Annotated in this window: 23 protein-coding genes; 12 read left to right on the top strand and 11 right to left on the bottom strand. The window is 70.4% G+C overall.

Going from position 1 to position 21,079, the window contains the following annotated elements; genetic code table 11:
- The first annotated feature begins 51 nt into the window (after nt 1-51).
- Nucleotides 52-1,245, top strand: coding sequence for an RtcB family protein (locus ACZ601_RS27955; RefSeq protein WP_469542971.1), 1,194 nt, complete (start codon nt 52-54; stop codon nt 1,243-1,245).
- Between the two features lie 32 nt (nt 1,246-1,277).
- Here ACZ601_RS27955 and ACZ601_RS27950 read toward each other — a convergent pair whose 3' ends face one another.
- The 3 genes from ACZ601_RS27950 to ACZ601_RS27940 form a co-directional block, all read right to left on the bottom strand.
- Nucleotides 1,278-2,162 (bottom strand): hypothetical protein, encoded by an 885-nt coding sequence (locus tag ACZ601_RS27950; RefSeq protein ID WP_469542968.1) that lies wholly within the window; start codon nt 2,160-2,162, stop codon nt 1,278-1,280.
- A gap of 200 nt (nt 2,163-2,362) precedes the next feature.
- Nucleotides 2,363-3,121, bottom strand: coding sequence for an SDR family NAD(P)-dependent oxidoreductase (locus ACZ601_RS27945; protein ID WP_401927409.1), 759 nt, complete (start codon nt 3,119-3,121; stop codon nt 2,363-2,365).
- Nucleotides 3,122-3,175: 54 nt separating this feature from the next.
- Nucleotides 3,176-3,511 carry a YnfA family protein gene (locus tag ACZ601_RS27940; protein ID WP_073737160.1) on the bottom strand — a complete coding sequence of 112 codons (336 nt, stop codon included), beginning with the start codon at nt 3,509-3,511 and terminating at the stop codon, nt 3,176-3,178.
- A gap of 113 nt (nt 3,512-3,624) precedes the next feature.
- On the opposite strand from ACZ601_RS27940, the gene ACZ601_RS27935 reads away from it, so the two are divergent.
- Nucleotides 3,625-4,143, top strand: a complete 519-nt coding sequence (locus ACZ601_RS27935; RefSeq protein WP_469542964.1) for a hypothetical protein — start codon at nt 3,625-3,627, stop codon at nt 4,141-4,143.
- 76 nt (nt 4,144-4,219) lie between these two features.
- On the top strand, nt 4,220-4,714 hold the full coding sequence (locus ACZ601_RS27930; protein WP_440579441.1) for a MarR family winged helix-turn-helix transcriptional regulator: 495 nt from the start codon (nt 4,220-4,222) through the stop codon (nt 4,712-4,714).
- Between the two features lie 63 nt (nt 4,715-4,777).
- Here ACZ601_RS27930 and ACZ601_RS27925 read toward each other — a convergent pair whose 3' ends face one another.
- The 4 genes from ACZ601_RS27925 to ACZ601_RS27910 all read right to left on the bottom strand — a co-directional run bounded on the left by ACZ601_RS27925 (nt 4,778) and on the right by ACZ601_RS27910 (nt 8,008).
- Complete coding sequence (locus tag ACZ601_RS27925) at nt 4,778-5,533, bottom strand: Mut7-C RNAse domain-containing protein (protein WP_469542960.1); 756 nt, start codon at nt 5,531-5,533, stop codon at nt 4,778-4,780.
- Between the two features lie 78 nt (nt 5,534-5,611).
- Nucleotides 5,612-6,451, bottom strand: a complete 840-nt coding sequence (locus tag ACZ601_RS27920) for an SDR family oxidoreductase (RefSeq protein ID WP_469542957.1) — start codon at nt 6,449-6,451, stop codon at nt 5,612-5,614.
- A 139-nt stretch (nt 6,452-6,590) separates the two neighbouring features.
- Nucleotides 6,591-7,121 (bottom strand): GNAT family N-acetyltransferase, encoded by a 531-nt coding sequence (locus tag ACZ601_RS27915; RefSeq protein ID WP_469542954.1) that lies wholly within the window; start codon nt 7,119-7,121, stop codon nt 6,591-6,593.
- Nucleotides 7,122-7,186: 65 nt separating this feature from the next.
- The gene (locus ACZ601_RS27910; RefSeq protein WP_469542951.1) at nt 7,187-8,008 is read right to left on the bottom strand and encodes a DUF6597 domain-containing transcriptional factor; all 822 of its coding nucleotides are present in this window, start codon (nt 8,006-8,008) and stop codon (nt 7,187-7,189) included.
- Between the two features lie 103 nt (nt 8,009-8,111).
- Here ACZ601_RS27910 and ACZ601_RS27905 point away from each other — a divergent pair, with 103 nt between their 5' ends.
- On the top strand, nt 8,112-8,684 hold the full coding sequence (locus ACZ601_RS27905; RefSeq protein ID WP_469542948.1) for a TIGR03086 family metal-binding protein: 573 nt from the start codon (nt 8,112-8,114) through the stop codon (nt 8,682-8,684).
- Here ACZ601_RS27905 and ACZ601_RS27900 read toward each other — a convergent pair.
- Both ACZ601_RS27900 and ACZ601_RS27895 read right to left on the bottom strand, forming a co-directional pair.
- Nucleotides 8,617-8,934 (bottom strand): hypothetical protein, encoded by a 318-nt coding sequence (locus ACZ601_RS27900; protein ID WP_469542945.1) that lies wholly within the window; start codon nt 8,932-8,934, stop codon nt 8,617-8,619. The two genes, ACZ601_RS27905 and ACZ601_RS27900, sit on opposite strands and share 68 nt — an antisense overlap.
- A gap of 702 nt (nt 8,935-9,636) precedes the next feature.
- Nucleotides 9,637-10,230, bottom strand: coding sequence for a hypothetical protein (locus ACZ601_RS27895; RefSeq protein ID WP_311304989.1), 594 nt, complete (start codon nt 10,228-10,230; stop codon nt 9,637-9,639).
- 130 nt (nt 10,231-10,360) lie between these two features.
- Between ACZ601_RS27895 and hemL the strand changes: the two genes are divergently transcribed.
- The 7 genes from hemL to ccsB all read left to right on the top strand — a co-directional run bounded on the left by hemL (nt 10,361) and on the right by ccsB (nt 18,221).
- Entirely contained in the window at nt 10,361-11,677 is a 1,317-nt protein-coding gene (hemL, locus tag ACZ601_RS27890; RefSeq protein ID WP_311304990.1) for a glutamate-1-semialdehyde 2,1-aminomutase, read from the top strand.
- Between the two features lie 29 nt (nt 11,678-11,706).
- Entirely contained in the window at nt 11,707-12,423 is a 717-nt protein-coding gene (locus ACZ601_RS27885) for a histidine phosphatase family protein (protein ID WP_469543187.1), read from the top strand.
- A 237-nt stretch (nt 12,424-12,660) separates the two neighbouring features.
- Nucleotides 12,661-13,914: a polysaccharide deacetylase family protein gene (locus ACZ601_RS27880; protein WP_469542941.1), complete on the top strand. Its 1,254-nt coding sequence runs from the start codon at nt 12,661-12,663 to the stop codon at nt 13,912-13,914.
- Between the two features lie 67 nt (nt 13,915-13,981).
- The gene (locus tag ACZ601_RS27875) at nt 13,982-14,590 is read left to right on the top strand and encodes a TlpA family protein disulfide reductase (RefSeq protein WP_469542938.1); all 609 of its coding nucleotides are present in this window, start codon (nt 13,982-13,984) and stop codon (nt 14,588-14,590) included.
- Nucleotides 14,591-14,630: 40 nt separating this feature from the next.
- Complete coding sequence (locus ACZ601_RS27870) at nt 14,631-15,353, top strand: cytochrome c biogenesis CcdA family protein (RefSeq protein ID WP_469542935.1); 723 nt, start codon at nt 14,631-14,633, stop codon at nt 15,351-15,353.
- A 7-nt stretch (nt 15,354-15,360) separates the two neighbouring features.
- Nucleotides 15,361-17,142 carry a cytochrome c biogenesis protein ResB gene (resB, locus tag ACZ601_RS27865; RefSeq protein ID WP_469542932.1) on the top strand — a complete coding sequence of 594 codons (1,782 nt, stop codon included), beginning with the start codon at nt 15,361-15,363 and terminating at the stop codon, nt 17,140-17,142.
- Nucleotides 17,139-18,221 carry a c-type cytochrome biogenesis protein CcsB gene (gene ccsB, locus ACZ601_RS27860; protein WP_440576784.1) on the top strand — a complete coding sequence of 361 codons (1,083 nt, stop codon included), beginning with the start codon at nt 17,139-17,141 and terminating at the stop codon, nt 18,219-18,221. Before resB ends, ccsB begins: the two co-directional genes overlap by 4 nt.
- Nucleotides 18,222-18,225: 4 nt before the next feature.
- On the opposite strand, the gene ACZ601_RS27855 is transcribed toward ccsB, so the two are convergent.
- Complete coding sequence (locus ACZ601_RS27855) at nt 18,226-18,705, bottom strand: winged helix-turn-helix transcriptional regulator (protein ID WP_469542928.1); 480 nt, start codon at nt 18,703-18,705, stop codon at nt 18,226-18,228.
- Between the two features lie 70 nt (nt 18,706-18,775).
- Between ACZ601_RS27855 and ACZ601_RS27850 the strand changes: the two genes are divergently transcribed.
- Nucleotides 18,776-19,603 carry an NAD(P)H-binding protein gene (locus ACZ601_RS27850; RefSeq protein WP_469542926.1) on the top strand — a complete coding sequence of 276 codons (828 nt, stop codon included), beginning with the start codon at nt 18,776-18,778 and terminating at the stop codon, nt 19,601-19,603.
- 36 nt (nt 19,604-19,639) lie between these two features.
- On the opposite strand, the gene ACZ601_RS27845 is transcribed toward ACZ601_RS27850, so the two are convergent.
- Nucleotides 19,640-20,944: an aldehyde dehydrogenase family protein gene (locus tag ACZ601_RS27845; protein WP_469542923.1), complete on the bottom strand. Its 1,305-nt coding sequence runs from the start codon at nt 20,942-20,944 to the stop codon at nt 19,640-19,642.
- Nucleotides 20,945-21,079 lie beyond the last annotated feature (135 nt).

The following is a 21,079-nucleotide window of genomic DNA, read 5'->3' as shown; positions in this document are numbered from 1 at the left end:
ACCTTGGTACCGGTTTTGCGCTTTCAGACTTTTCGGGGGAATCGAGGAGCTATGTCGTACGTAGAGGTGCCGGGTGCGAAGGTACCCATCCGCATGTGGACCGACCCGGCCAAGGTCGAGGACGTCGCGATGCAGCAGCTGCGCAACGTCGCCACCCTGCCGTGGATCAAGGGCCTGGCCGCCATGCCGGACGTCCACTTCGGCAAGGGCGCCACGGTCGGCTCGGTCATCGCGATGCACGGTGCGGTCTGCCCGGCGGCGGTGGGCGTGGACATCGGCTGCGGGATGTCCGCGGTCAAGACCTCGCTGACCGCCAACGACCTGCCCGGGGACCTGACCGGGCTCCGGTCGAAGATCGAGCAGGCCATCCCGGTGGGCCGCGGGATGCACGACGAGCCGGTGGACCCGGGCCGGCTGCGCGGGCTCCCGTCGACCGACTGGGACGACTTCTGGGGGCGGTTCGACGGAGTGGCCGAAGCGGTCAAATTCCGTCAGGAACGTGCCACAAAGCAGATGGGAACGCTCGGAGGGGGAAATCACCACATCGAGGTCTCGCTGGATGAATCCGGTTCCGTGTGGCTGACACTGCACTCCGGTTCGCGGGCCATCGGGAAGGAGCTCGCCGACTTCCACATCGGTCAGGCGCAGCAGCTGTCGCACAACCAGGGTCTGGTCGACCGCGACCTGGCGGTCTTCCTTGCGGAGACCCCTCAGATGGCGGCCTACCGTAGCGACCTCTTCTGGGCGCAGGAGTACGCGAAGCACAACCGCGCGACGATGATGGCGCTTGTGAAGGGCGTGGTCCGCAAGGAGTTCAAGAAGGCGAACGTGACCTTCGGCCAGGAAGTCAGCTGCCACCACAACTACGTGGCGGAGGAACGGTACGACGGAATGGACCTGTTGATCACCCGCAAGGGCGCGATCCGAGCGGGCAGTGGTGAGCTGGGGATCATTCCGGGTTCGATGGGCACGGCCACCTACATCGTCAAGGGCCTCGGCAACGAGAAGGCATTCAACTCGGCCTCGCACGGAGCGGGCCGCCGAATGAGCCGCAACGCGGCCAAGAAGCGGTTCACGACGCGTGATCTGGCGGAGCAGACCCAAGGGGTGGAGTGCCGCAAGGACTCCGGAGTGGTGGACGAGATCCCGGGGGCGTACAAGCCGATCGAGCAGGTCATGCAGCAGCAGCGCGACCTGGTCGAGGTCGTCGCGAAGGTGAAGCAGATCATCTGCGTGAAGGGCTGAAGCGCGGGCGGAGACCTCCGCCCGCGCTCTCCTCACCTGCCGGGTGCCGTGCCGTCGGCCGGTGCGATCTGCCCGGACTTCAGTCGCCACAGACGGACCGAGCAGCTGGCCACACTCCGGTCGAGTTCGGGCGCCGCGCTGCCCGCATCGTCGAGCCGGAGGAGGATCTCGTCCTCCCAGGGCTTCCACCGCCGGTTCTTCGCACGGGGTTTCAGCCCCGGAGGGCGCTCCCAGGTGAAGACGGTTGCTGCGGCGTCCCGTTTGCGGCTCAGCGCAAGGCAGCCGGGGTAGTAGAGGTGCTCGGCCAGCCGCACGGCGGCCTCCATCGTGTACATGATGTTGTAGATGCCGTCGCGGGTGTTGCGGCTGATGTAACGCTGGGCCCCGGTCACCTTCTTCGCGTAGAAGCAGAGGTAAGCCCCCACGGCTGTGCTGGCCGTGGTCAGGGAGATGAACGGGAATCCCTGGCTGGTGATGCCCACCGAGCCGTCGGCGTCGATGACTCCGCGAAGGTAGTCGCGGGCCGAGAAGTCGACCCGGGGCGGCGTGATGCGTCGTGACTTGCGCCCGTAGGGGACTCCCAAGTCGTTGATCAAGGAACGGGCTTCGAGGGCGCAGACGGTCCAGATCGCCGAATGATGGCGCTCGGCGAAATTGGTGGAGCGGATGCGCTCCGTGATGCTGCTGTTGTACGGAGTCAGCCGCTGGAACTCGCGAAGGATCGCGATGTCCCGCACGTTGATCTCGACACTCAGGCGGCCCTTTCTGCCTGCCCCCGCTGCGAGGTGCCCGTCCGCCTGGACGAAGCCGAACATGTAGGCGTAGCGGGGATCGGAGAGGTCCAGGAACCCGGTTGGGCGGGGAGCGAGATCGTCGACTTCGAAAAGCGCGGGCGCGTTAGGGTCGTGCTCAGCCACGGGAAGCTCCACTTCCTCGGTGGTGAGGCTCTCGGCAGGACTGTCATCCGGCCGAGAGCCGTTCTGTGTGAAGTTGTGATCAAACGTAGGTCGAAGACGCACGCGGCGGCTCGATGACCGGGGCGGGTTCCCTCGGACGGGTGACGACAGGCGCTACGGGGATCCGCCCCGGGGCCCAGGAGTCCGCCGGGCGGACCCCGTCAGCCTGTGCGGTGGACCTTGGAGTTGGAGGCCTGGGCGCGGGGGCGGACGACCAGGAGGTCGATGTTGACGTGGCTGGGGCGGGTGACGGCCCAGGTGATGGTGTCGGCCACGTCGTCCGCGCTGAGGGGGGCGTCGACGCCCGCGTAGACCTTGGCGGCCTTCTCGGTGTCGCCGCGGAAGCGGGTGGTCGCGAACTCCTCGGTCTTGACCATGCCGGGGGCGACCTCGATGACGCGGACCGGGGTGCCGACGATCTCCAGCCGGAGGGTCTCGGCCAGTACGTGTTCGCCGTGCTTGGCGGCCACGTACCCGCCGCCGCCCTCGTAGGCGGAGAGGCCCGCGGTCGAGGAGAGGATGACCACCGTGCCGTCGCCGCTCGCGGTGAGCGCGGGGAGCAGGGCCTGGGTCACGTTGAGGGTGCCGATGACGTTGGTCTCGTACATCTGGCGCCAGTCGGCCGGGTCGCCGGTGGCGACGGGGTCGGCCCCGAGCGCACCGCCCGCGTTGTTCACCAGGACCGCGAGGGAGCGGAACGCGGTGGCGAACTCGTCGACCGCGGCCCGGTCCGTGACGTCCAGGGCGTAGGCCGTGGCCTCGTGGCCCGCCGCGGTGATCTCGGCGGCGAGCGCCTCGATGCGGTCCTTGCGGCGGGCGGTCACCACGACGCGGTAACCGGCGGCCGCCAGCTGCCGGGCGGTCGCGGCGCCGATGCCGCTGCTCGCTCCGGTGATGACGGCGATGGGGGATGCGGCCATGGCGGGCTCCTCGGACAGCTGATCGGTACGGGGCCAGGATAGGCAGGGGCGCGGTCAGTGGTTGCGGGGGGCGTACATGATCACGGCCATGCCGGCCAGGCAGACCAGTGCGCCGGTGACGTCCCAGCGGTCGGGCCGGTAGCCGTCCGCGACCATGCCCCAGACGATCGAGCCCGCGACGAAGACCCCGCCGTACGCCGCGAGCACGCGCCCGAACTCGCCGTCCGGCTGGAGCGTGGCGACGAAGCCGTACGTGGCCAGCGCGACGATCCCCGCACCGATCCAGGCCCAGCCGCGGTGTTCCCGGACGCCTTGCCAGACCAGCCAGGCACCGCCGATCTCGAAGAGCGCGGCGACGACGAACAGGGCGATGGAGCGGACCACGGACATGTGATCAGCGTGTCATGACCAGGGCGGCGGAGTGCGGGAGGGAGCGGGACACCGGGACGCGCCGAACCGGTCCGAATATATGGATATTTCGTGCAGATCTGTATCTTCGGGACATGGTAGTGACGTGCAAGGCCCTGCTGAGGGTGTCCGCCGCGGCGGCCGTGGCATCGACTCTGGCGCTGGGCGCGGGCGGGACGGCCACGGCGGGCCCGCCGACGGTCGCGCCGGGTGCGCGGGGCACCGCGCCCGAGGCGGATGTGTCGCACCACGGGCACGTCTCGCTGTGGGGCACCGGGCTCGGCGTCTGGCTGACCAGCCGGAACAGCGGCCCCTCCGACCTCACGGGCGCCACCGTCCGGCTACGGGTGTCCGTGCCGCTCGCCGGCCGCCAGGTGCTGCCCGCGCAGTGCCTCCAGGCCGACGCGCAGACCGTGCTGTGCCGCACGGGCCCGCTGCCCGCGGACGGCTCGCGGCAGCGGCAGCTCGCCCTCGAACTCCAGCTCCAGGGGCGGCCGACGGAGGTGGTCGTCCGGATCGACACCGGGTGGAACGGCGGTGCGACGGACCGGAACGCGAAGAACAGCGAGCACGAGGTGCTGGCCCCGGCCACCGGTGACGAGTACGTCTTCTGAGGCCGCCCGCCTCGGCCGGTCGCCCCGGGCCGCCCGAGCGGGCGGATGAGCGATCTCTGCTTCGTACACTCTCTGTATGCCGCAGAAGTCCGTCCCGCCCCGCCGTGCCGCGATGCTCGCCGAGCTGTCCGTCGTATCGCGCCGCTACATGGCCGCGTACGCCCTGTTCAACCAGGCCGTCGCGGACCGGCTGCGGCTCCACCCGACCGACCTCCAGTGCCTCAACCTGCTCAGCCTGGAGGCGGCTCCCGTCACCACGGGGCGGATCGCGGAACTGACCGGGCTCACCACGGGCTCCGCGACCCGGCTGGTCGACCGGCTGGAGCGGGCCGGCTACGTCACCCGCGCACGGGACACGGTGGACCGGCGGCGGGTCCTCGTCACGACGGTGCCGGGACGGATGGCGGAGTTCGGGGCGGTCTGGGAGCAGCTGAACGGCGGCTGGGCGGCCATGTTCGAGAGCTACGGCGACGACGAGGTCGCGCTGCTCATCGCCCATATGCGGCGGACGGTGGAGCTGAGCGCGGCCCAGGTCGCGGGGTTGCGGGAGGGCGGCGACGGGCCCCGGTGAGCCCGGGACCGGGGCCGGGGCCGGGGTCGCGGTGAGCCTGGGGCCGGTGGCGCCGTGCCGCGCTCAGGCGCCCGAGCGGTCCGGCCGGGCGGCGGCACCGCCGAAGTCGCGGACCGCCTCGGTGACGATCGCCTCCAGCCTGGCGTGGTGGGCGCCGCGCCAGTAGACCCGCTCGCACTCCGTGCACTGCGCGAAGACGTCGTACGAGCGTTGCGTTCCGCTCTCCAGCCGGGTGCCCACGCTGTCCTTGTCGGCCGCCGCCAGCCGTCCGTTGCACGCGGTGCACCGGCTCCACGGATCGAGCTCGGGCGCGAACCGCCCCAGTACGTCCCGCAGCTGTTCCTCCGGCCGGTCGCTGTAGACGTACGCCCCCGCCCAGATCTCCCGCCGGTGGAGCAGCCCCCGGTCCCGGGAGAGCAGGACGCGCCGCTCCCGCGCGGAGCGGGTGGCCAGGGCCGGGTCGCCGATGTCCTCGTACTCGTAGGCGGCGTCGACGCCGAGCAGTCGCAGCCGCCGCGCGAGGGTGCCGAGGTGGACGTCGAGGAGGAAGCGCAGGGGCGCGCCCGGCACCTGCTGCGGGCGCCGTACGGCCTGGACGTCGACCACCTCGCCCGCGGCGGGGATGTGCGAGAACGGGACGGGGCGGCCGTCCACCAGGAGTTGTCCGGCCTCGGTGAGCGGGACCCCGAGCGATTCGACGACATGGCCGAGGGTGGACGAGCCGTCGGTGGTCACGGCCGTACGTGCCCCGCGGCGGTGGTGCGCCACGAAGAGCCTGAGTTCGGGGGCGACTTCGAGGTGGATCTCCGGTCCGTTCACTTGGTCAGGATGTCACCGGTCCGGGTGCGCCTGCCAGGGAATTCGGGCGGCGCGGGGGCGGTGGGGGGTGGCGCGGGCTCAGGGGCGGAAGGCGGCGGCGTGCTCGGCGGCCCAGGAGGCGAACGTGCGCGCCGGGCGCCCGATGAGCCTCTCCGTATCGCGGGTGACCTCGGCCGGTGAACCGTCGGTGGCGGCCCAGTGGCTGAGCAGCCCCTCGGCGAACTCCGCGGGCAGGAAGGGGGAGACGGACTCCTTCCAGGCCTGCCGGCTCACGGCGTTGACGGTCGTGGCGCTGCCGGAGGCCGCGGCCAGCAGCTCGACCTGCTCGGTCGCGGTGAGGGATTCGGGGCCGGTCAGGTGATACGAGGCGCCCTGGAGCCGGGTGTCGGTGAGCACGGCGAGGGCTGCCTCCGCGATGGAGGTCTCGTCGATCGGGCTGGTCTGGCTGAGGGGGTAGGGCAGGTCGACGGGGCGCCCGCCGCGGAAGGCGCCCGCCCACTGGTAGGCGTTGCTCGCGAAGTCGCCGGGGCGCAGGAGCGACGAGCGGAGGGGCGAGGCGGTCAGGGCCTCCTCGACCGCGTGGTGGGAGGCGGCGACGGGGTTGGCGGCGGGGTCCGGGGCCAGCACCGAACTGGAGGAGAGCAGCACGATGTGCCCGACCCCGGCGGCCCGCGCGGCGGCCAGGAAGTCGTCGATGTGGGACGGCTCCGCGTACAGGAACACGGAGTCGACGCCGTCCAGCGCGGCCGGGAAGGTCCCGGGGTTACCGAGGTCGCAGGCCGCGGCCGGGACGCCGGCCGGCAGTGCGAGCTCGGCGGGGTTGCGGGAGGCGGCGCGGACGGGGTGGCCGCGGTCGTGCAGGAGCGCGGCGAGCGTGGAGCCGACGCGGCCGCGGCTTCCGGTGACGAGAGTGAGCATGGCGGGTGGGTCTCCTCGGGGCGTCGGGGCTGTCCGGAGTCGTTGAATGCGTCACGCATAAGCTGCGCAACGCAGATAAATATCCAGGAGGCCGCCCCGATCGTCAAACGAGTTCTGCGGAACCCGGCCCTGGGGCCTGTCAGCGCTCCGGGTGCAGATCGAGCCGCCAGTCGTTCGTCAGCAGCGGATGGCCGGGCGGGTACTCGATCTCGCACTCACCGAGCAGGGTGAACCCCGCCTTGCGGCACACCGCGTTCGACGCGCCGTTGGCCACGGACGGGTAGGCGTGCAGATAGCGGTGCTTGCGCTCGGCGCGCGCCTGCCCGGCCACCGCCGCCGTCGCGGCCGACGCGATGCCGCGCCCCTGGAACCCCGCGAGAACGGCCCACCCCGTCTCGTACACCTCCTGGCCCCGCCAGCTGCGCACCCAGAATCCGATGGTGCCCACGGCCTCGTCCTCGCCGGTCAGCGCGATGCGGAACATCCGGCCCCGGCCGGTGCGGTCCGCGCTCAGTGCCACGTAGCGGGCGTGGCGCCCGACGAGCTGCTCCTCGGACTCGGGGCCGCCCAGATGGTCCATCAGCTCCGGTGCGTTGGCACGGCGGAGCAGCCCCAGATCGCTGTCCGACCAGGGCTCGATCCGTACGGAAGATGCTTCGGTGTGCTCCATGCCGAAACTCTAGGACGAGGCACTGACAGTCAATGGGGCACTGACAGCCAACGGGGCACTGAGAGTCAACGGGCGGTCAGGGCCGTCGGCGGCACGCCCACCGTCGCGGTGAAGTCCCTGACCAGGTGCGCCTGGTCGCTGTAGCCGAGGTCCGCCGCGAGCGCCGCCCAGTCCACCTCCGGCTCCGATTCGGCGCGTTCCAGCGCCTCGTGGATGCGGTAGCGGAGGATGACCCACTTCGGGCCGACGCCGACGTAGGTGGCGAACAGCCGCTGGAGCGAGCGGACCGACACCCCCTCGGCGCGGGCGAGTCCGTCGACCCGGCGGACCGTGCGGTCGGTGCGCACCAGCTCGGCCAGGGCCATCGCCCGGTCGGCCTGCGGATCGGGTTCGGGGCCGAGCGCCATCAGGTACGCGTCGAGCGCCGCGATCCGCTCGTCCTCCCCGGCGGGGTCCAGGACCGAGGCCGGTGCGGCGGGCGGCGCGAACACCTCGGGCGCCGGGACCCGGCGTCCCGTCCACTCGGACACCGGCCGGTCCGGTGCGAACGGGTGGAAGCCGCCGGGCCGGAACTGCACCCCGCAGACCCGGCCCCGCCCCTCCAGCTTCTGCGTGAACAGCTCCAGGCCGATGCCGGAGACCTCCGCGAAGCCGGCCTCCTCTTCGCCGCAGCCCGGGTACCGCTCGAAGACCAGGTTGACGCTGGGGTGCGGGACCAGGTGGGAGAGGTAGGGCTCCGGCAGATCCCAGTCGATCAGCCAGTAGTGCTCCAGGTACGGGCGCAGCGCGGGTGCGGGTTCGCGGCGCCGGAACGTCACGTGCGTGAAGAGTTCGGGGGCGTCGACGATGCCGCGGGTGTCGCGCCGGGGACCTGTGGGGCCAGCCATGACGGCCGATCCTATGACCGGGGCGGGTCCCGTGTCCCGGTTGTCGTGCCCGGCTGTCGTGTTTCTTCAAGACCTGGGCCGCCGCCGCGTGCAGGGTCGAAGCATGAAGAAGATCAGCGAATTGCTGGAATCGGCGGCGGCCGGCGCGCTGCCCGTGGTCCGGGGCATCGACGACAGCCGGCTGGGCGATCCCACTCCCTGCGCGGAGTACGACATCCACGCCCTGATCAGCCACCTCAGCCAGGTGGTCGTCAACTTCACGGCCCTGGCGGCCCGGGAGGAGGCGGAGTTCGGTGAGACGCCGGACGCGGTCACCGGCGACTGGCGCAACCGGTTCGGGGAGCGGACGGCCGCGCTGGTCGACGCGTGGGCGAGGCCCGGCGCGGAGGACGGGACCGCGGGTGCCATGGGGTTCCCGGCCCGGACCGTCGGCCACATGGTGCTCGGTGACCTGACCGTCCACGCGTGGGACCTGGCCCGTGCGACCGGCCAGGAATTCGTGCCGGACGCGGACGTGGTGGACGAGCTGGCCCCGGCGATGGCCGCGATGGCACCGAAGGCCAGGGAGGCGAAGGTGTTCGGTGACCCCTTCCCCGTACCGGAAGGGGCTAGCCCCTTCGCGCGGGTGCTGGCGCTGACCGGCCGTGACCCGGACTGGCGGCCGGCCCGGGGGTGACATCCGTGGCCGAAATATGTGCGCCCGGCGCACTCGGCCCGTCGTAGAGCGCCCCGACGCATCCGTACGCGCTGTCCACGATCCTCTCGGCGTCCACCAGTATCGCGCGCTCGGCCAGCCGCGCCGCCTGGTGGGTGTACGGGGACGGCGGCGCCGGATGCCGACGCCGCCACCAGCTCTCAGCTGCGGCGTAGATGCCGGAGGCGAAGACCAGCACGGGGATGGACAGGGCCAGCAGAATGTCGCCCATGGCAGGCCTCCCTCAGTTTCTGTGCCTCCTGCATCGGCAGGTTCGGCAGGTCAGCTGAAGATCATTCTTCGGCCAATGAATGGCCGGATACGGCTGGCCGACGGACGTCCGCCGTGCAGGTGGGCGTCCGGGAGTGAACGGGCTGGGCCGTGTGTTCGGCGGCGGCCGGCGGGCGGGGCGCGCGTTCGGCGGGCAGGTGTTCAGCGGCGGCGCCCACCCGCCTCGCGGCCGTGGCCTCCACGGCTTCCTGGCACCAGTGGCCCTGGGTGACCGGGGTCCGCGCGCCCGGCAGATCCGGGGTCGCGAAGAGCGGGGGAAGATCTGGGCCGAGCAGCTGCCGGGTCGGTGTCATCGTGCTCACCTGCTGTGCGGGGAGTGCCCGCGAGGGAGTGACTGTCGTGGTGATGTGCCGTCGCGGGAGTGCGTCGGCCCACGTGAATGGTTCGGCGCGGACGGCCCGCCGGATTGGTCCGCCGGATTGGTCCGCCGGGCACGCCGCAAACGCGGGGGCGGGCGGTTCACGCCGCCTGGAGGATCTCGCAGGAGCAGTGGCGGAACTCCAGACCGAGCTCGTGGTCCACGGCCGCGCTCGAACGCGTGGCGGCTTCGACGACCTGCTCCCAGGAGCCGTACCCGCCACGTGCGCGTGGGGCGCCCCGGCCCGGCTCCCGGGAGATCCAGTCCGCTCCCGGAAACCTCGGGTCAGGGCCACACCAGGCAGTACGCCTGGTGCCCCGCGTCGTGCAGCCGGTGTGAGAAGTCCTGCCACTCGTGCAGCAGTTGGTAGACGTTGTACGCGTCGCGCGGGCCGCCCCGGTCCGGGACCGTGGACCAGATGAAGGCAGCGGCACCCACCGACTCCTCGCCGACTCCGCGCAGCGGGTCCACGACCGTCATCGGGAGCCTGACCACCGCGTAGTCGGGGTGCAGGACGACCAGCTCCAGCGGCGGGACCTTGTGCAGGGGTATGCCCTGTATGCCGGTCAGGACCATCGCGGCCACCGTCTCCGGCTTGATCTTGCTGAACATGCCGCCCATGCCCAGCTCATCGCCGCCGAGCTCCTCCGGGCGCATGGAAATGGGCACGCGTGCGGCAGTCGCGCCGTCGGGGGCCCCGAAGTACTTGTAGGTCACCCCCACCCGGCCACTACTCCTGCTTCCGGCTCCGTCTCCCACCTGCGCGCCACCGGCCTGTATGCCCTGTCTGCGCTCAGCCTCGCGCCGGTGCCGACCCCGCCGGGCAGGCTCGGGCCCCAGGTCGTCGGTCCCTTCGCCCACTCCGCCACCGCGATGCATATTTCATCCACCCGACTACTAACTAGGAGACACAGCCCCCGCCGCGCAACCCGATCATCGTGTCAGTGACCTCCCCCACGGGCGTGCGGTGAAACACCTGTCCGCAAATACCATCCGTGGCTCTGACACCATGGCATGTGTGAGCTTTCCCTATGACGCCCCAGTTTCGCAGACGCTTTTCGACCGCGCGTCCCTCGTGACGCCCGGCGGCGTGAACTCTCCGGTACGTGCCTTCCGGGCCGTGGGCGGTACACCTCGCTTCATGGTGTCCGGCACCGGCCCGTACCTCACCGATGCCGACGGCCGTGAGTACGTCGACCTCGTGTGCTCGTGGGGGCCGATGATTCTCGGCCACTCCCACCCGGAGGTCATCGCCGCAGTCCAGGAGGCCGTCGCCCGCGGCACCTCGTTCGGTACGCCCGGTGAGGGCGAGGTCGCGCTCGCGGAGGAGATCGTCGCCCGGGTCGAACCGGTGGAGCAGGTGCGGCTCGTGTCGTCCGGCACAGAGGCGACCATGTCCGCGATCCGCCTCGCCCGCGGTTTCACCGGCCGGGCCAAGATCGTGAAGTTCGCCGGCTGCTACCACGGCCATGTCGACGCGCTGCTCGCCGCCGCCGGGTCCGGGGTCGCGACCTTCGGGCTGCCGGACACGCCCGGGGTCACCGGCGCCCAGGCAGGCGACACGATCGTGGTGCCGTACAACGACCTGGAGGCCGTGCGGGCCGCGTTCGCCGCGCACCCCGGCGAGATCGCCTGTGTGATCACCGAGGCCTCCCCGGGCAACATGGGCGTCGTGCCGCCGCTGGACGGTTTCAACGCCGGGCTCAAGCAGATCTGCGCGGCCGACGGCGCGCTGTACATCTCCGACGAGGTCATGACCGGTTTCCGTACGTCGAAGGCCGGCTGGTTCGGCATCGACGGGGTGCGGCCCGACCTGATGACCTTCGGCAAGGTGATGGGCGGCGGCTTCCCGGCCGCGGCCTTCGGCGGGCGCGCCGACGTGATGGCGCACCTGGCCCCTGCCGGCCCGGTCTACCAGGCGGGCACGCTCTCCGGGAACCCGGTCGCGACCGCCGCCGGGCTCGCCCAGCTGCGACTGCTGGACGACGCCGCCTACGCGAAGGTCGACGCGGTCTCCGCGGAGATCCGGGGGCTGGTGAGCGAGGCCCTCGCCAAGGAGGGCGTCGCGCACACCGTGCAGGTGGCGGGCAACATGTTCTCCGTCTTCTTCACGGACCGGCCGGTCCGTGACTACGAGGACGCCAAGCGGCAGGAAGCGTTCCGCTTCACCCCGTTCTTCCACTCGATGCTGGCGCAGGGCGTCTATCTGCCGCCGTCGGCGTTCGAGTCGTGGTTCGTCTCCACCGCCCACGACACCCGGGCCGTCGAGCGGATCGCCGCCGCGCTGCCCGCCGCAGCCCGCGCCGCATCGGAGGCCACCGCATGAGCGAGACCAGCAGTGAGACGAACAGCGAGATGAACAGCGAGACGAACAGCGAGACCGGCCGCGACACCGGACGCAAGGACATCACCGTCGTCCACCTGATGCGCCACGGAGAGGTGCACAACCCGGACGGCGTGCTGTACGGACGCCGCCCCGGCTACCACCTCTCCGAGCTCGGCCGGCAGATGGCCGACCGGGTCGCCGAGCACCTGGAGAAGCGCGACATCACCCATGTCGTCGCCTCCCCGCTGGAGCGCGCCCAGGAGACGGCGACGCCGATCGCCAAGACCCACGGACTGGACCTCGCCACCGACGGGCGGCTCATCGAGGCCGCCAACGTCTTCGAGGGCAAGACCTTCGGCGTCGGTGACGGGGCGCTGCGCAAGCCGGACAACTGGAAGCACCTGACGAACCCGTTCCGGCCGTCGTGGGGTGAGCCGTACATCGAGCAGGTCGTCCGGATGATGGGCGCCCTGGACGCGGCGCGTGACGCGGCCCGCGGGCACGAGGCGGTCTGTGTCAGCCACCAGCTGCCGATCTGGATCGTGCGGAGCTTCGTGGAGCGGCGGCGGCTCTGGCACGACCCGCGCAAGCGGCAGTGCACGCTCGCCTCGCTGACCAGCTTCACCTACCAGGGCGACAAGATCGTGTCGGTCGGGTACTCGGAGCCGGCGCGGGATCTCGTACCGGCGCACCTCCTCGCGGGTGCGAAGCCGGTGAAGGGGGCGTCCAAGGGGTTCGGCGCGTAGCCGGCCACCGGTCCGGAGGTTTTCGGTCCGGGTCCGCTCCGGTTACGGCCGGCGGTGGGCCCGGATTTTGCCGTTGTGGTGGGGTTTGGTCCAATCGGTCTTGTGTTCGGTCAAGGTCGGGGTCTGGATCCGTAAAGAATTGTGTGCTATTTCGGGGAACCCTCGTGTTGCTTCGTCCATCTAAGCCTTCGGCAGTTTGTATGGACTTAAGGCAAAACGACCGCAGATGGGAACCGCATGCGTGACATCAGCCGAAGGGGTTTGCTCGGAGCCGGGCTTGGGGCCGCGGCCGCCATCGGGGTGGCGGGCTGCAGTTCGTCCGACTCCCCCGACACCGGCCGGGCGGGGCCGGGCAAGGGCGAGAAGGGTGCCGACGGGACCGCCAAGGGGACCGGGCCCGCGAAGAAGGACGTGAGGTCCATCGGGGACGGTTCCACCGCCGACACCGGAAAGCAGCCGCACCAGCCGGCCGCGCCGGTCCCGCTCGAACCGGGCCAGAAGCCGCCGCAGTTCGTGATCTTCTCCTGGGACGGTGCGGGCGAGGTCGGCAACGGGCTCTTCCCGCGCTTTCTGAAACTCGCCAAGGAACACGACGCGGCGATGACCTTCTTCCTCTCCGGGCTCTATCTGCTGCCCGAATCGAAGAAATCGCTCTACCGCCCGCCCAACAACCCCGTCGGCGCCTCCGACATCGGATATCTCACCGACGAACACCTCAAGGCGACGCTGACGAACGTCCGCCAGGCCTGGTACGACGGCCACGAGATCGGCACCCATTTCAACGGGCATTTCTGCAGCGGCTCCGGATCCGTCCAGAACTGGTCCTCCTCCCAGTGGCAGAGCGAAATCGACCAGGCGATCTCCTTCGTCACCGAATGGCGCACCAACACCGGCTGGACCGACGAGGATCCACTGCCCTTCGACTACCGCAAGGAACTCATCGGCGGCCGCGCCCCCTGTCTGCTCGGACAGGAGAATCTGCTTCCGACGGCGAAGAAGCTCGGCTGGCGCTACGACGCCAGTTCGCCGGGCGGCACCCAGGTCTGGCCCAAGAAGCGCATGGACGTCTGGGACCTGCCGCTCCAGGGCATGCCGTTCCCCGGCCACACCTTCGAGGTCCTCTCGATGGACTACAACATCCTGGCCAACCAGTCGCAGAATTCGACCAAGGGAATGCCGTCCCGCTATCCGGGCTGGCGCGAACAGGCCACCCAGTCGTATCTCAGCGGATTCAAGCGCGCGTACGAGACGAACCGCGCCCCGTTCTACATCGGCAACCACTTCGAGGAGTGGAACGGCGGCATCTACATGGACGCCGTGGAGGAGACCCTCAAGCACATCGCGGGGAAGCCGGATGTGCGCCTCGTCTCATTCCGGCAGTTCGTCGACTGGCTCGATGCCCAGGACCCGGCGGTGCTCGCGAAGCTCCGCACGCTTGAGGTCGGACAGGCGCCGGAAGGCGGCTGGAACACCTTCTTTAAACAAGCCTGACAACGGGCTTTACGGGCACCGAGGGGGGTGCCCAAGATCCCCGAAACCGCCATGCGAAACTTTTCACATGAGCCATGGCCGCGCACCCCGACGCCGCTTCACCCTGCTCGCCGCCCCCGCGGTGGCCGCCGCGCTCGCACTGACGCTGAGCGCGTGCGATTCCGGCAACAAGACCAGTGGCGGCGGCGACACGAACTTCGTCACGGGCAACAGCGGAATCTCCACCGCGGCCAAGGGCGAGCGCGCCGACGCCCCGAAGCTCGACGGCAAGAGCCTGGACGGCAAGCAGCTCGACCTCGCGGACTACAAGGGCAAGATCGTCGTCCTCAACGCCTGGGGCTCCTGGTGCGCCCCCTGCCGGCTCGAAGCGAAGTACTTCACCAAGGTGGCCAAGGCCACCAAGGAGCAGGGCGTCCAGTTCGTCGGGGTCAACACCCGCGACCCGCAACCGGCCCAGGCGGTCAGCTTCGAGAAGGACTTCGGCGTCACCTACCCGAGCTTCTACGACCCGACCGGCAAGCTCCTGCTGAGGTTCCCCAAGGGCACGTTCAAGCTCCAGTCCATCCCGTCGACCGTCGTCATCGACCGGGAGGGCAAGCTGGCCGCCCGCTACGTGGGCCCGCTCGACGACACCCAGCTGCGCAAGATGCTCGACCCGCTGATCGCGGAGAAGTGATCAGGTGATCGCCCTCGCCGCCACACAGAACGAGACGGTCATGAGCGGAGCCCTTCTGGTCTCCCTGCCCATCGCCCTGCTCGGCGGGCTCGTCTCCTTCTTCTCCCCGTGCGTCCTGCCGCTCGTCCCCGGCTACCTCAGTTACGTCACCGGGGTCAGCGGCGCCGATCTGGCCGAGGCCAGACGGGGCCGGATGGTCGCGGGCGCCTCGCTCTTCGTCGTCGGCTTCACTGCCGTGTTCGTCTCCGGCGGCGCGCTCTTCGGCTACTTCGGCGACACGCTCCAGGCGAACAGCGGCCCGCTCACCAAGGTCCTCGGCGTCCTGATGATCCTCATGGGGGTCTTCTTCATGGGCCTGATGCCGTGGATGACCCAGCGCGAGTTCCGCATCCACAAGAAGCCGGTGACCGGCCTGGTGGGTGCCCCGCTGCTCGGCGCGCTCTTCGGGATCGGCTGGACGCCCTGCCTCGGCCCGACACTGAGCTCGGTGAGCATCCTGGCGATGAACGAGGGCACCGCCGGGCGCGGGGCGATACTGACCGTCGCCTACTGCCTCGGCCTCGGCATCCCGTTCGTGCTCGCCGCCGTCGCCTTCCGCAGGGCACTCGGCGCGTTCGGCTGGGTCAAGCGCCACTACGTCTGGGTGATGCGCATCGGCGGCGGGATGATGATCGTGACCGGGCTGCTCCTGCTGACCGGAGTGTGGGGCAACATGATGCAGGAACTGCAGGGCTGGTCCGCCGGCTTCCAGGTGGGGATCTGAGTACCGAATGAGCAACACCAAGTCCAACCCGTCCCAGGAGCGCGAGCGCCCCGACGAGCGGGAGGTGCGCGCGGAGCAGGACCGGGAGACCGCCCGTGAGCTCGGCGCCGCCGGCTCCCAGCTCTCCACCGCCCCGCGCGAGGAGGCCCTGTCGAGCCTTCCCGCCATGGGGATCATCGGCTGGATCCGCTGGTTCTGGCGGCAGCTGACCTCCATGCGGGTCGCCCTGATCCTGCTCTTCCTGCTGTCGCTCGGCGCCATCCCCGGCTCGCTGATCCCGCAGAACAGCGTCGACGAACTCAAGGTGCAGACCTTCAAGGGCCTCCACCCCACCGTCACGCCGATCTACGAGAAGCTCCAGTTCTTCGACGTCTACAGCTCGGTGTGGTTCTCCGCGATCTACATCCTGCTGTTCGTCTCGCTCATCGGCTGCATCGTGCCGCGCACCGGCACCTTCATCGGCCAGCTGCGCAGCCGCGCGCCGGGCGCGCCCAAGCGGCTGACCCGGCTGCCCGCGTACACCACCTGGCGCACCGAGGCCGCACCCGAGGACGTCCGCGAGGCCGCGCGCGCGATGATGCGCAAGCGCCGCTACCGGGCCCATGTCGACGGGGACGCGGTCGCCGCCGAGAAGGGCTATCTGCGCGAGGCCGGGAACCTGATGTTCCACATCGCGCTGATCGTGATGCTGGTGGCCTTCGCCTGGGGGCAGCTCTTCAAGTCGGAGGGCGCCAAGCTGGTCGTCGAGGGCGACGGGTTCTCCAACACGATCACCCAGTACGACGACTTCAAGTCCGGCTCCCTCTTCGACCAGGACTCGCTGGCCCCCTTCAGCTTCACCCTCGACAACTTCGTCGGCACGTACGAGCGCAGCGGCCCGCAGATCGGCACCCCCCGCACGTACGAGGCGCACGTGACGTACGCCGACGGCGCCTACGGCAAGCCGAAGAAGTCCGTGATCAAGGTCAACGATCCCCTTGTCGTCGACGGTACGAAGGTCTACCTCAACGCCCACGGCTACGCGCCCGTCGTCTCCGTCAGGGACGGCCGGGGCAAGGAGGTCTACAAGGCCGCCGTGCCGCTGCTGCCCCTGGACAACAACGTCACCTCGTCCGGTGCGATCAAGGTGATGGACGGCTACCGGGACAAGAACGGCAAGAAGGACCAGCTGGGCTTTCAGGCCTTCTTCGTGCCGACCTTCGCGGGCAACGGCAAGGGCACGATGTTCTCGCAGTTCCCGGCCGCCGACATGCCGGTTCTCGCGCTCAACGGCTACCACGGCTCCCTCGGCGTCGACTCGGGCCTGGCACAGAACGTGTACCAGCTCAACAAGTCGAAGATGAAGGAGTTCAAGGACTCCAAGGGCAAGCAGCTCAAGCAGCGCCTCCTGGTGGGCGAGACGATGAAGCTGCCCGACGGGGCCGGCTCCATCAAGTTCGAGGGCATCCAGGAGTGGGCCAGCTTCCAGATCTCGGAGCAGCCCGCCAGCGGCTGGGCGCTCGTGGGAGCCATCGGCGCGATCGCCGGTCTGGCGGGCTCGCTGTTCATCCAGCGGCGCCGGATCTGGGTCCGTGCCGTGCGCGGCGCCGACGGCGTCACCGTCGTCGAGATGGCGGGGCTCGGCCGCAGCGAGTCCGCGAAGCTTCCAGAGGAGCTGGCCGATCTCGCGGTCACGCTCAACGCCGCGGCGCCGATGGCGCCCGGCCCCGACAACGACTCCGACACCGATCCGGACCCCGACGTCGTCGACGCGTCCTCCGCAGAACCTTCCGAAGGGGCTGAGAAGTGAATCTCGCCGCCGCAACCAACGAGAATCTGGCACACACCAGCAATGTGCTGATCTACTCGTCGATGGCCGTCTACACGCTGGCCTTCTTCGCGCACATCGCGGAGTGGGTGTTCGGCAGCCGCAGCAAGGTGGGCCGTACCGCCGCCGCACTGACCTCGGAGGAGGCTGCCGCCGCGACGGTGAAGGTCGAGGTCGCGCAGAAGTCCGGCGGTACCGCCGTACTGGAACGGCCGAAGATCGTCACCCGTTCCGCAGCCGGGTCCCGTGACGTCCCGGACGGGCCCGGCGCGGCCGGCGGCACGTTCAAGGGCGACCTGTACGGCCGGATCGCGGTCTCCCTGACCGTGCTGGCGTTCCTCGTCCAGGCCGGCGGGGTCGTCGCCCGCGCGATGTCCGTGCAGCGTGCCCCCTGGGGCAACATGTACGAGTTCTCCATCACGTTCTCCGTGGTGGTGGTGGCCGCGTACCTGGTGCTGCTCGCGCTCAAGAAGAACGTCCGCTGGATGGGCCTGCTGCTGGTCACGGCCGTGCTGCTGGACCTCGGTATCGCGACCACCCTGCTGTACACCTCCAGCGACCAGCTGGTGCCCGCGCTGCACTCGTACTGGCTCTGGATCCACGTCTCCACCGCGATCATCTGCGGTGCGGTGTTCTTCATCGGCGGGGCCGGCACGCTGATGTACCTCTTCCGCGACAGCTACGAGAGCAAGCTCGCCAACGGGGGCCGGCCGGGCGCGTTCGCCGAGTCCGTGCTCTCCCGGCTGCCCGCCGCGTCGTCCCTGGACAAGTTCTCGTACCGGATCAACGCGGCCGTCTTCCCGCTGTGGACGTTCACGATCATCGCGGGCGCGATCTGGGCGGGCGACGCCTGGGGCCGCTACTGGGGCTGGGACCCCAAGGAGGTCTGGTCCTTCATCACCTGGGTGGCGTACGCCTGCTACCTGCACGCCCGCGCCACCGCCGGCTGGAAGGGCCGCAAGGCCGCCTACCTGGCGCTGATCGCCTTCGCCTGCTGGATCTTCAACTACTACGGCGTGAACATCTTCGTGACCGGCAAGCACTCCTACGCCGGAGTCTGAGCCCTCACACCCTCGGCCGTCGCACCCGTTCCACGGGTGGGGCGGCCGCTGTGCGTGCCCGGCCGTCCGGCTGTGCGTGGGCGGCGTCCCAGGCCGCGTGGGAGGCGGCGATGACCGGGCGGTGAGCGATCGACCAGTCCGCCAGGGCCTTCACGAGGTGGGTGAGGCTGTGGCCCGTCTCCGTCAGCTCGTACTCGACCTGCGGCGGGACGGTGGGGTGTACGGTCCGCTCGACCAGCCCGTCGCGCTCCAGGCGGCGGACGGTGAGGGTGAGCATGCGCTGCGAGATGTCGCCGGGGACGGCGCGCTGGAGCTCCTTGAAGCGCCGCATGCCGGAGGCGAGTTCGACGACCACGTAGACGGACCACTTGTCGCCCAGCCGGTCCAGCACGTCCCGCACCCCGCACTCGTCCTGCGGCGTCTCGCAGACGATGACGGGGGTGTCCGGCGCGGAGGTGGTTACCTCGGTGTGCCCTGCTGACATCAATGTGCCTCCTTACCCGGCCGGGGCCGGTTCCTGATGATGGAACCACACAGCTCAGGAGGGACATCCCATGATTCTGGTCACCGGCGCCAACGGCGCGCTCGGGCGGCTCGTCGCAGGCGAACTCGACGGGCGGGACGACGTCGTACTCGGCACCCGTACCCCCCGCTCCACCGCCGAACGGCGCGTCGACTTCGATGACCCGACCTCACTCGATCTCACCGGCGTGGACACGCTGCTGCTGATCTCCGCCGGGTACGGAGAGGACGACACGGTCATCGCCCGTCACGACGGAGCGATCCGGGCGGCCGAGGAGGCGGGTGTGCGGCACATCGTCTACACCAGCGTCAGCGGCGACGGCGACCACCTGACGTTCTCGCTGGCCCACCGCTGGACCGAACGCCGCCTCCGGCGCTCCACATCGGCGTGGACGATCCTGCGCAACGGGCTCTACGCGGAGTTCCTCGCCGACATCGCCGCTCCGGCCCCCGACGGGACGATAGCGGCGCCACTGGGCGCGGGCCGCCTGGCGGCGGTGGCCCGCGCCGACCTCGCGGCGGTGGCGGCACAGGTGGTGGCCGATCCGGAGCGGCACGCGGGCCGGGTGTACGAACTCGTCGGCGAGCGGGCGCTGGGCGGCGCCGAGCTGGCGGAGGCGGTCGGGGGTTCGTACGAACCCGGCTCGCTGGGCGCGGCCCGCTCGGCGATCACCGAAGCCGGGCAGGCACTGTCCTACCAGGTTCCGATGCTGGTGGGCGCGTACTCAGCGATCGCGGGGGGCTTCCTGGACGGCACCGGGATACAGGACAACGCCCTGCGCACCCTCCTCGGCCGGGAGCCCCGCTCGGCGCTGGACACGTACCGGGACGCGGTCGCGGGCGCCCGGACCGCCGCGTAGGCGCGGGGGCGGACTGGGTGCGCCGACGGGTGCTCGTCAGGTGAGAGGTGTGTCCAGGACCGCCTTGCGGTGGCTGAACGTCTCCAGCGAGTAGCGGCCGTGGTAGCTGCCCATGCCGCTCTCACCGACCCCGCCGAACGGCAGGTCGGAGACGGTCAGATGGGCGAGCGGCAGCCCGATGCCGACGGCGCCGGAGGACGTCTCCGCGACCAGCCGTTCGCGTACGGTGTCCGATTCGGTGAACGCGTACAGCGCCAGCGGCTTGTCCCGCTCGTTGATGAACGCGATGGCCTCGTCGAGGCCGTCCACGGTGACGATCGGCAGTACCGGCCCGAAGATCTCCTCGCGCATCACGGGCGCGTCCGGTGCCACGTCGGCAAGCACGGTCGGGGCGATGTACTTGGCGTCCCGGTCGTAGGTGCCGCCGGTCACGGTGCGGCCCGAGCCCAGGAGTCCGGTCAGCCGGTCGAAGTGGCGCCGGTTCACGATCCGGCCGTACTCCGGGTGCGTCGAGGCGTCCGCCCCGTAGAGCCCCTCGACGGCGGCGGCGAGCGCGTCGGCGAGGGCGGGGGCGGTCTCCGGGTCGGTCAGTACGTAGTCGGGGGCGACGCAGGTCTGGCCCGCGTTCAGGAACTTCCCGGCCGCCAGCCGTCCCGCGACCGCCTTCAGGTCCGTGTCCCGGTCGACGAAGACCGGCGACTTCCCTCCCAGTTCGAGGGTCACCGGGGTGAGGTGCTTGGCCGCCGCCGCCATCACGATCCGGCCCACCGTGCCGTTGCCGGTGTAGAAGATGTGGTCGAAGCGCTCGGCGAGCAGCGCGGTGGTCTCGGGAACAGCGCCCTCGACGACGGCGACGGCGTCCTCGTCCAGATAGCGGGGCAGCAGCCGCGCGACGGCCGCGGAGGTCGCGGGCGCCAGTTCGCTCGGCTTGACCAGCACGGTGTTCCCGGCGGCGAGCGCGCCGGCGAGCGGGGCGAGCAGCAGCTGCACCGGGTAGTTCCAGGGCGCGATGACCAGGACGACGCCGAGCGGGTCCTGCACGGTGCGGGCCGTCGCCCCGCCGAGCCGGGCCGGTACGGGGGCGGGCTCTGGCCGCAGCCAGTCGGCCAGGTGCTCCAGGGTGTGGTCGATCTCGCGGACCGTGAAGTCGATCTCGGTGCGGTAGGCCTCCTTGCGGCTCTTGCCGAGGTCGGCGTGGAGCGCGTCGGCCAGTTCGTCACCGCGTTCGGTGAGCAGCGTGCGCAGCTGCCGGAGCCGGCCGGTGCGCCAGTCGAGGCTCTTGGTGCTGCCGGTACGGAAGGTGGTGCGGAGGCGGTCGACGGTCTCGGGTACGGAGGGCATGGAGGACGCTTTCTGCGGGGACGGGGGCGGGGGAGACGGGGTGGAGCTTGATATGCTCAAGCAATTACTTTCATGTAACTGCCAACCATTGAGCATGTCAAATAAATGTCGGCGGATGCCGATCGAAGAATGGCC

It is taken from the genome of Streptomyces sp. NPDC104307 (assembly GCF_055584045.1).
Note: the sequence above shows the minus strand (reverse complement) of the source record. Positions and strands in the feature narration are given on the sequence as shown.

Coding starts and splice junctions, on each gene's coding strand:
- resB (WP_469542932.1), top strand. CDS start 15,361: ATGAGCAACACCAAGTCCAACCCGTCCCAGGAGCGCGAGCGCCCCGAC.
- ACZ601_RS27905 (WP_469542948.1), top strand. CDS start 8,112: ATGAAGAAGATCAGCGAATTGCTGGAATCGGCGGCGGCCGGCGCGCTG.
- ACZ601_RS27915 (WP_469542954.1), bottom strand. CDS start 7,121: ATGGAGCACACCGAAGCATCTTCCGTACGGATCGAGCCCTGGTCGGAC.
- ACZ601_RS27935 (WP_469542964.1), top strand. CDS start 3,625: ATGGTAGTGACGTGCAAGGCCCTGCTGAGGGTGTCCGCCGCGGCGGCC.
- ACZ601_RS27880 (WP_469542941.1), top strand. CDS start 12,661: ATGCGTGACATCAGCCGAAGGGGTTTGCTCGGAGCCGGGCTTGGGGCC.
- ACZ601_RS27870 (WP_469542935.1), top strand. CDS start 14,631: ATGAGCGGAGCCCTTCTGGTCTCCCTGCCCATCGCCCTGCTCGGCGGG.
- hemL (WP_311304990.1), top strand. CDS start 10,361: ATGGCATGTGTGAGCTTTCCCTATGACGCCCCAGTTTCGCAGACGCTT.
- ACZ601_RS27900 (WP_469542945.1), bottom strand. CDS start 8,934: ATGGGCGACATTCTGCTGGCCCTGTCCATCCCCGTGCTGGTCTTCGCC.
- ACZ601_RS27955 (WP_469542971.1), top strand. CDS start 52: ATGTCGTACGTAGAGGTGCCGGGTGCGAAGGTACCCATCCGCATGTGG.
- ACZ601_RS27940 (WP_073737160.1), bottom strand. CDS start 3,511: ATGTCCGTGGTCCGCTCCATCGCCCTGTTCGTCGTCGCCGCGCTCTTC.
- ACZ601_RS27920 (WP_469542957.1), bottom strand. CDS start 6,451: ATGCTCACTCTCGTCACCGGAAGCCGCGGCCGCGTCGGCTCCACGCTC.
- ACZ601_RS27895 (WP_311304989.1), bottom strand. CDS start 10,230: ATGCATCGCGGTGGCGGAGTGGGCGAAGGGACCGACGACCTGGGGCCC.
- ACZ601_RS27875 (WP_469542938.1), top strand. CDS start 13,982: ATGAGCCATGGCCGCGCACCCCGACGCCGCTTCACCCTGCTCGCCGCC.
- ACZ601_RS27910 (WP_469542951.1), bottom strand. CDS start 8,008: ATGGCTGGCCCCACAGGTCCCCGGCGCGACACCCGCGGCATCGTCGAC.
- ACZ601_RS27845 (WP_469542923.1), bottom strand. CDS start 20,944: ATGCCCTCCGTACCCGAGACCGTCGACCGCCTCCGCACCACCTTCCGT.
- ACZ601_RS27850 (WP_469542926.1), top strand. CDS start 18,776: ATGATTCTGGTCACCGGCGCCAACGGCGCGCTCGGGCGGCTCGTCGCA.
- ACZ601_RS27855 (WP_469542928.1), bottom strand. CDS start 18,705: ATGTCAGCAGGGCACACCGAGGTAACCACCTCCGCGCCGGACACCCCC.
- ACZ601_RS27945 (WP_401927409.1), bottom strand. CDS start 3,121: ATGGCCGCATCCCCCATCGCCGTCATCACCGGAGCGAGCAGCGGCATC.
- ACZ601_RS27930 (WP_440579441.1), top strand. CDS start 4,220: ATGCCGCAGAAGTCCGTCCCGCCCCGCCGTGCCGCGATGCTCGCCGAG.
- ACZ601_RS27885 (WP_469543187.1), top strand. CDS start 11,707: ATGAACAGCGAGACGAACAGCGAGACCGGCCGCGACACCGGACGCAAG.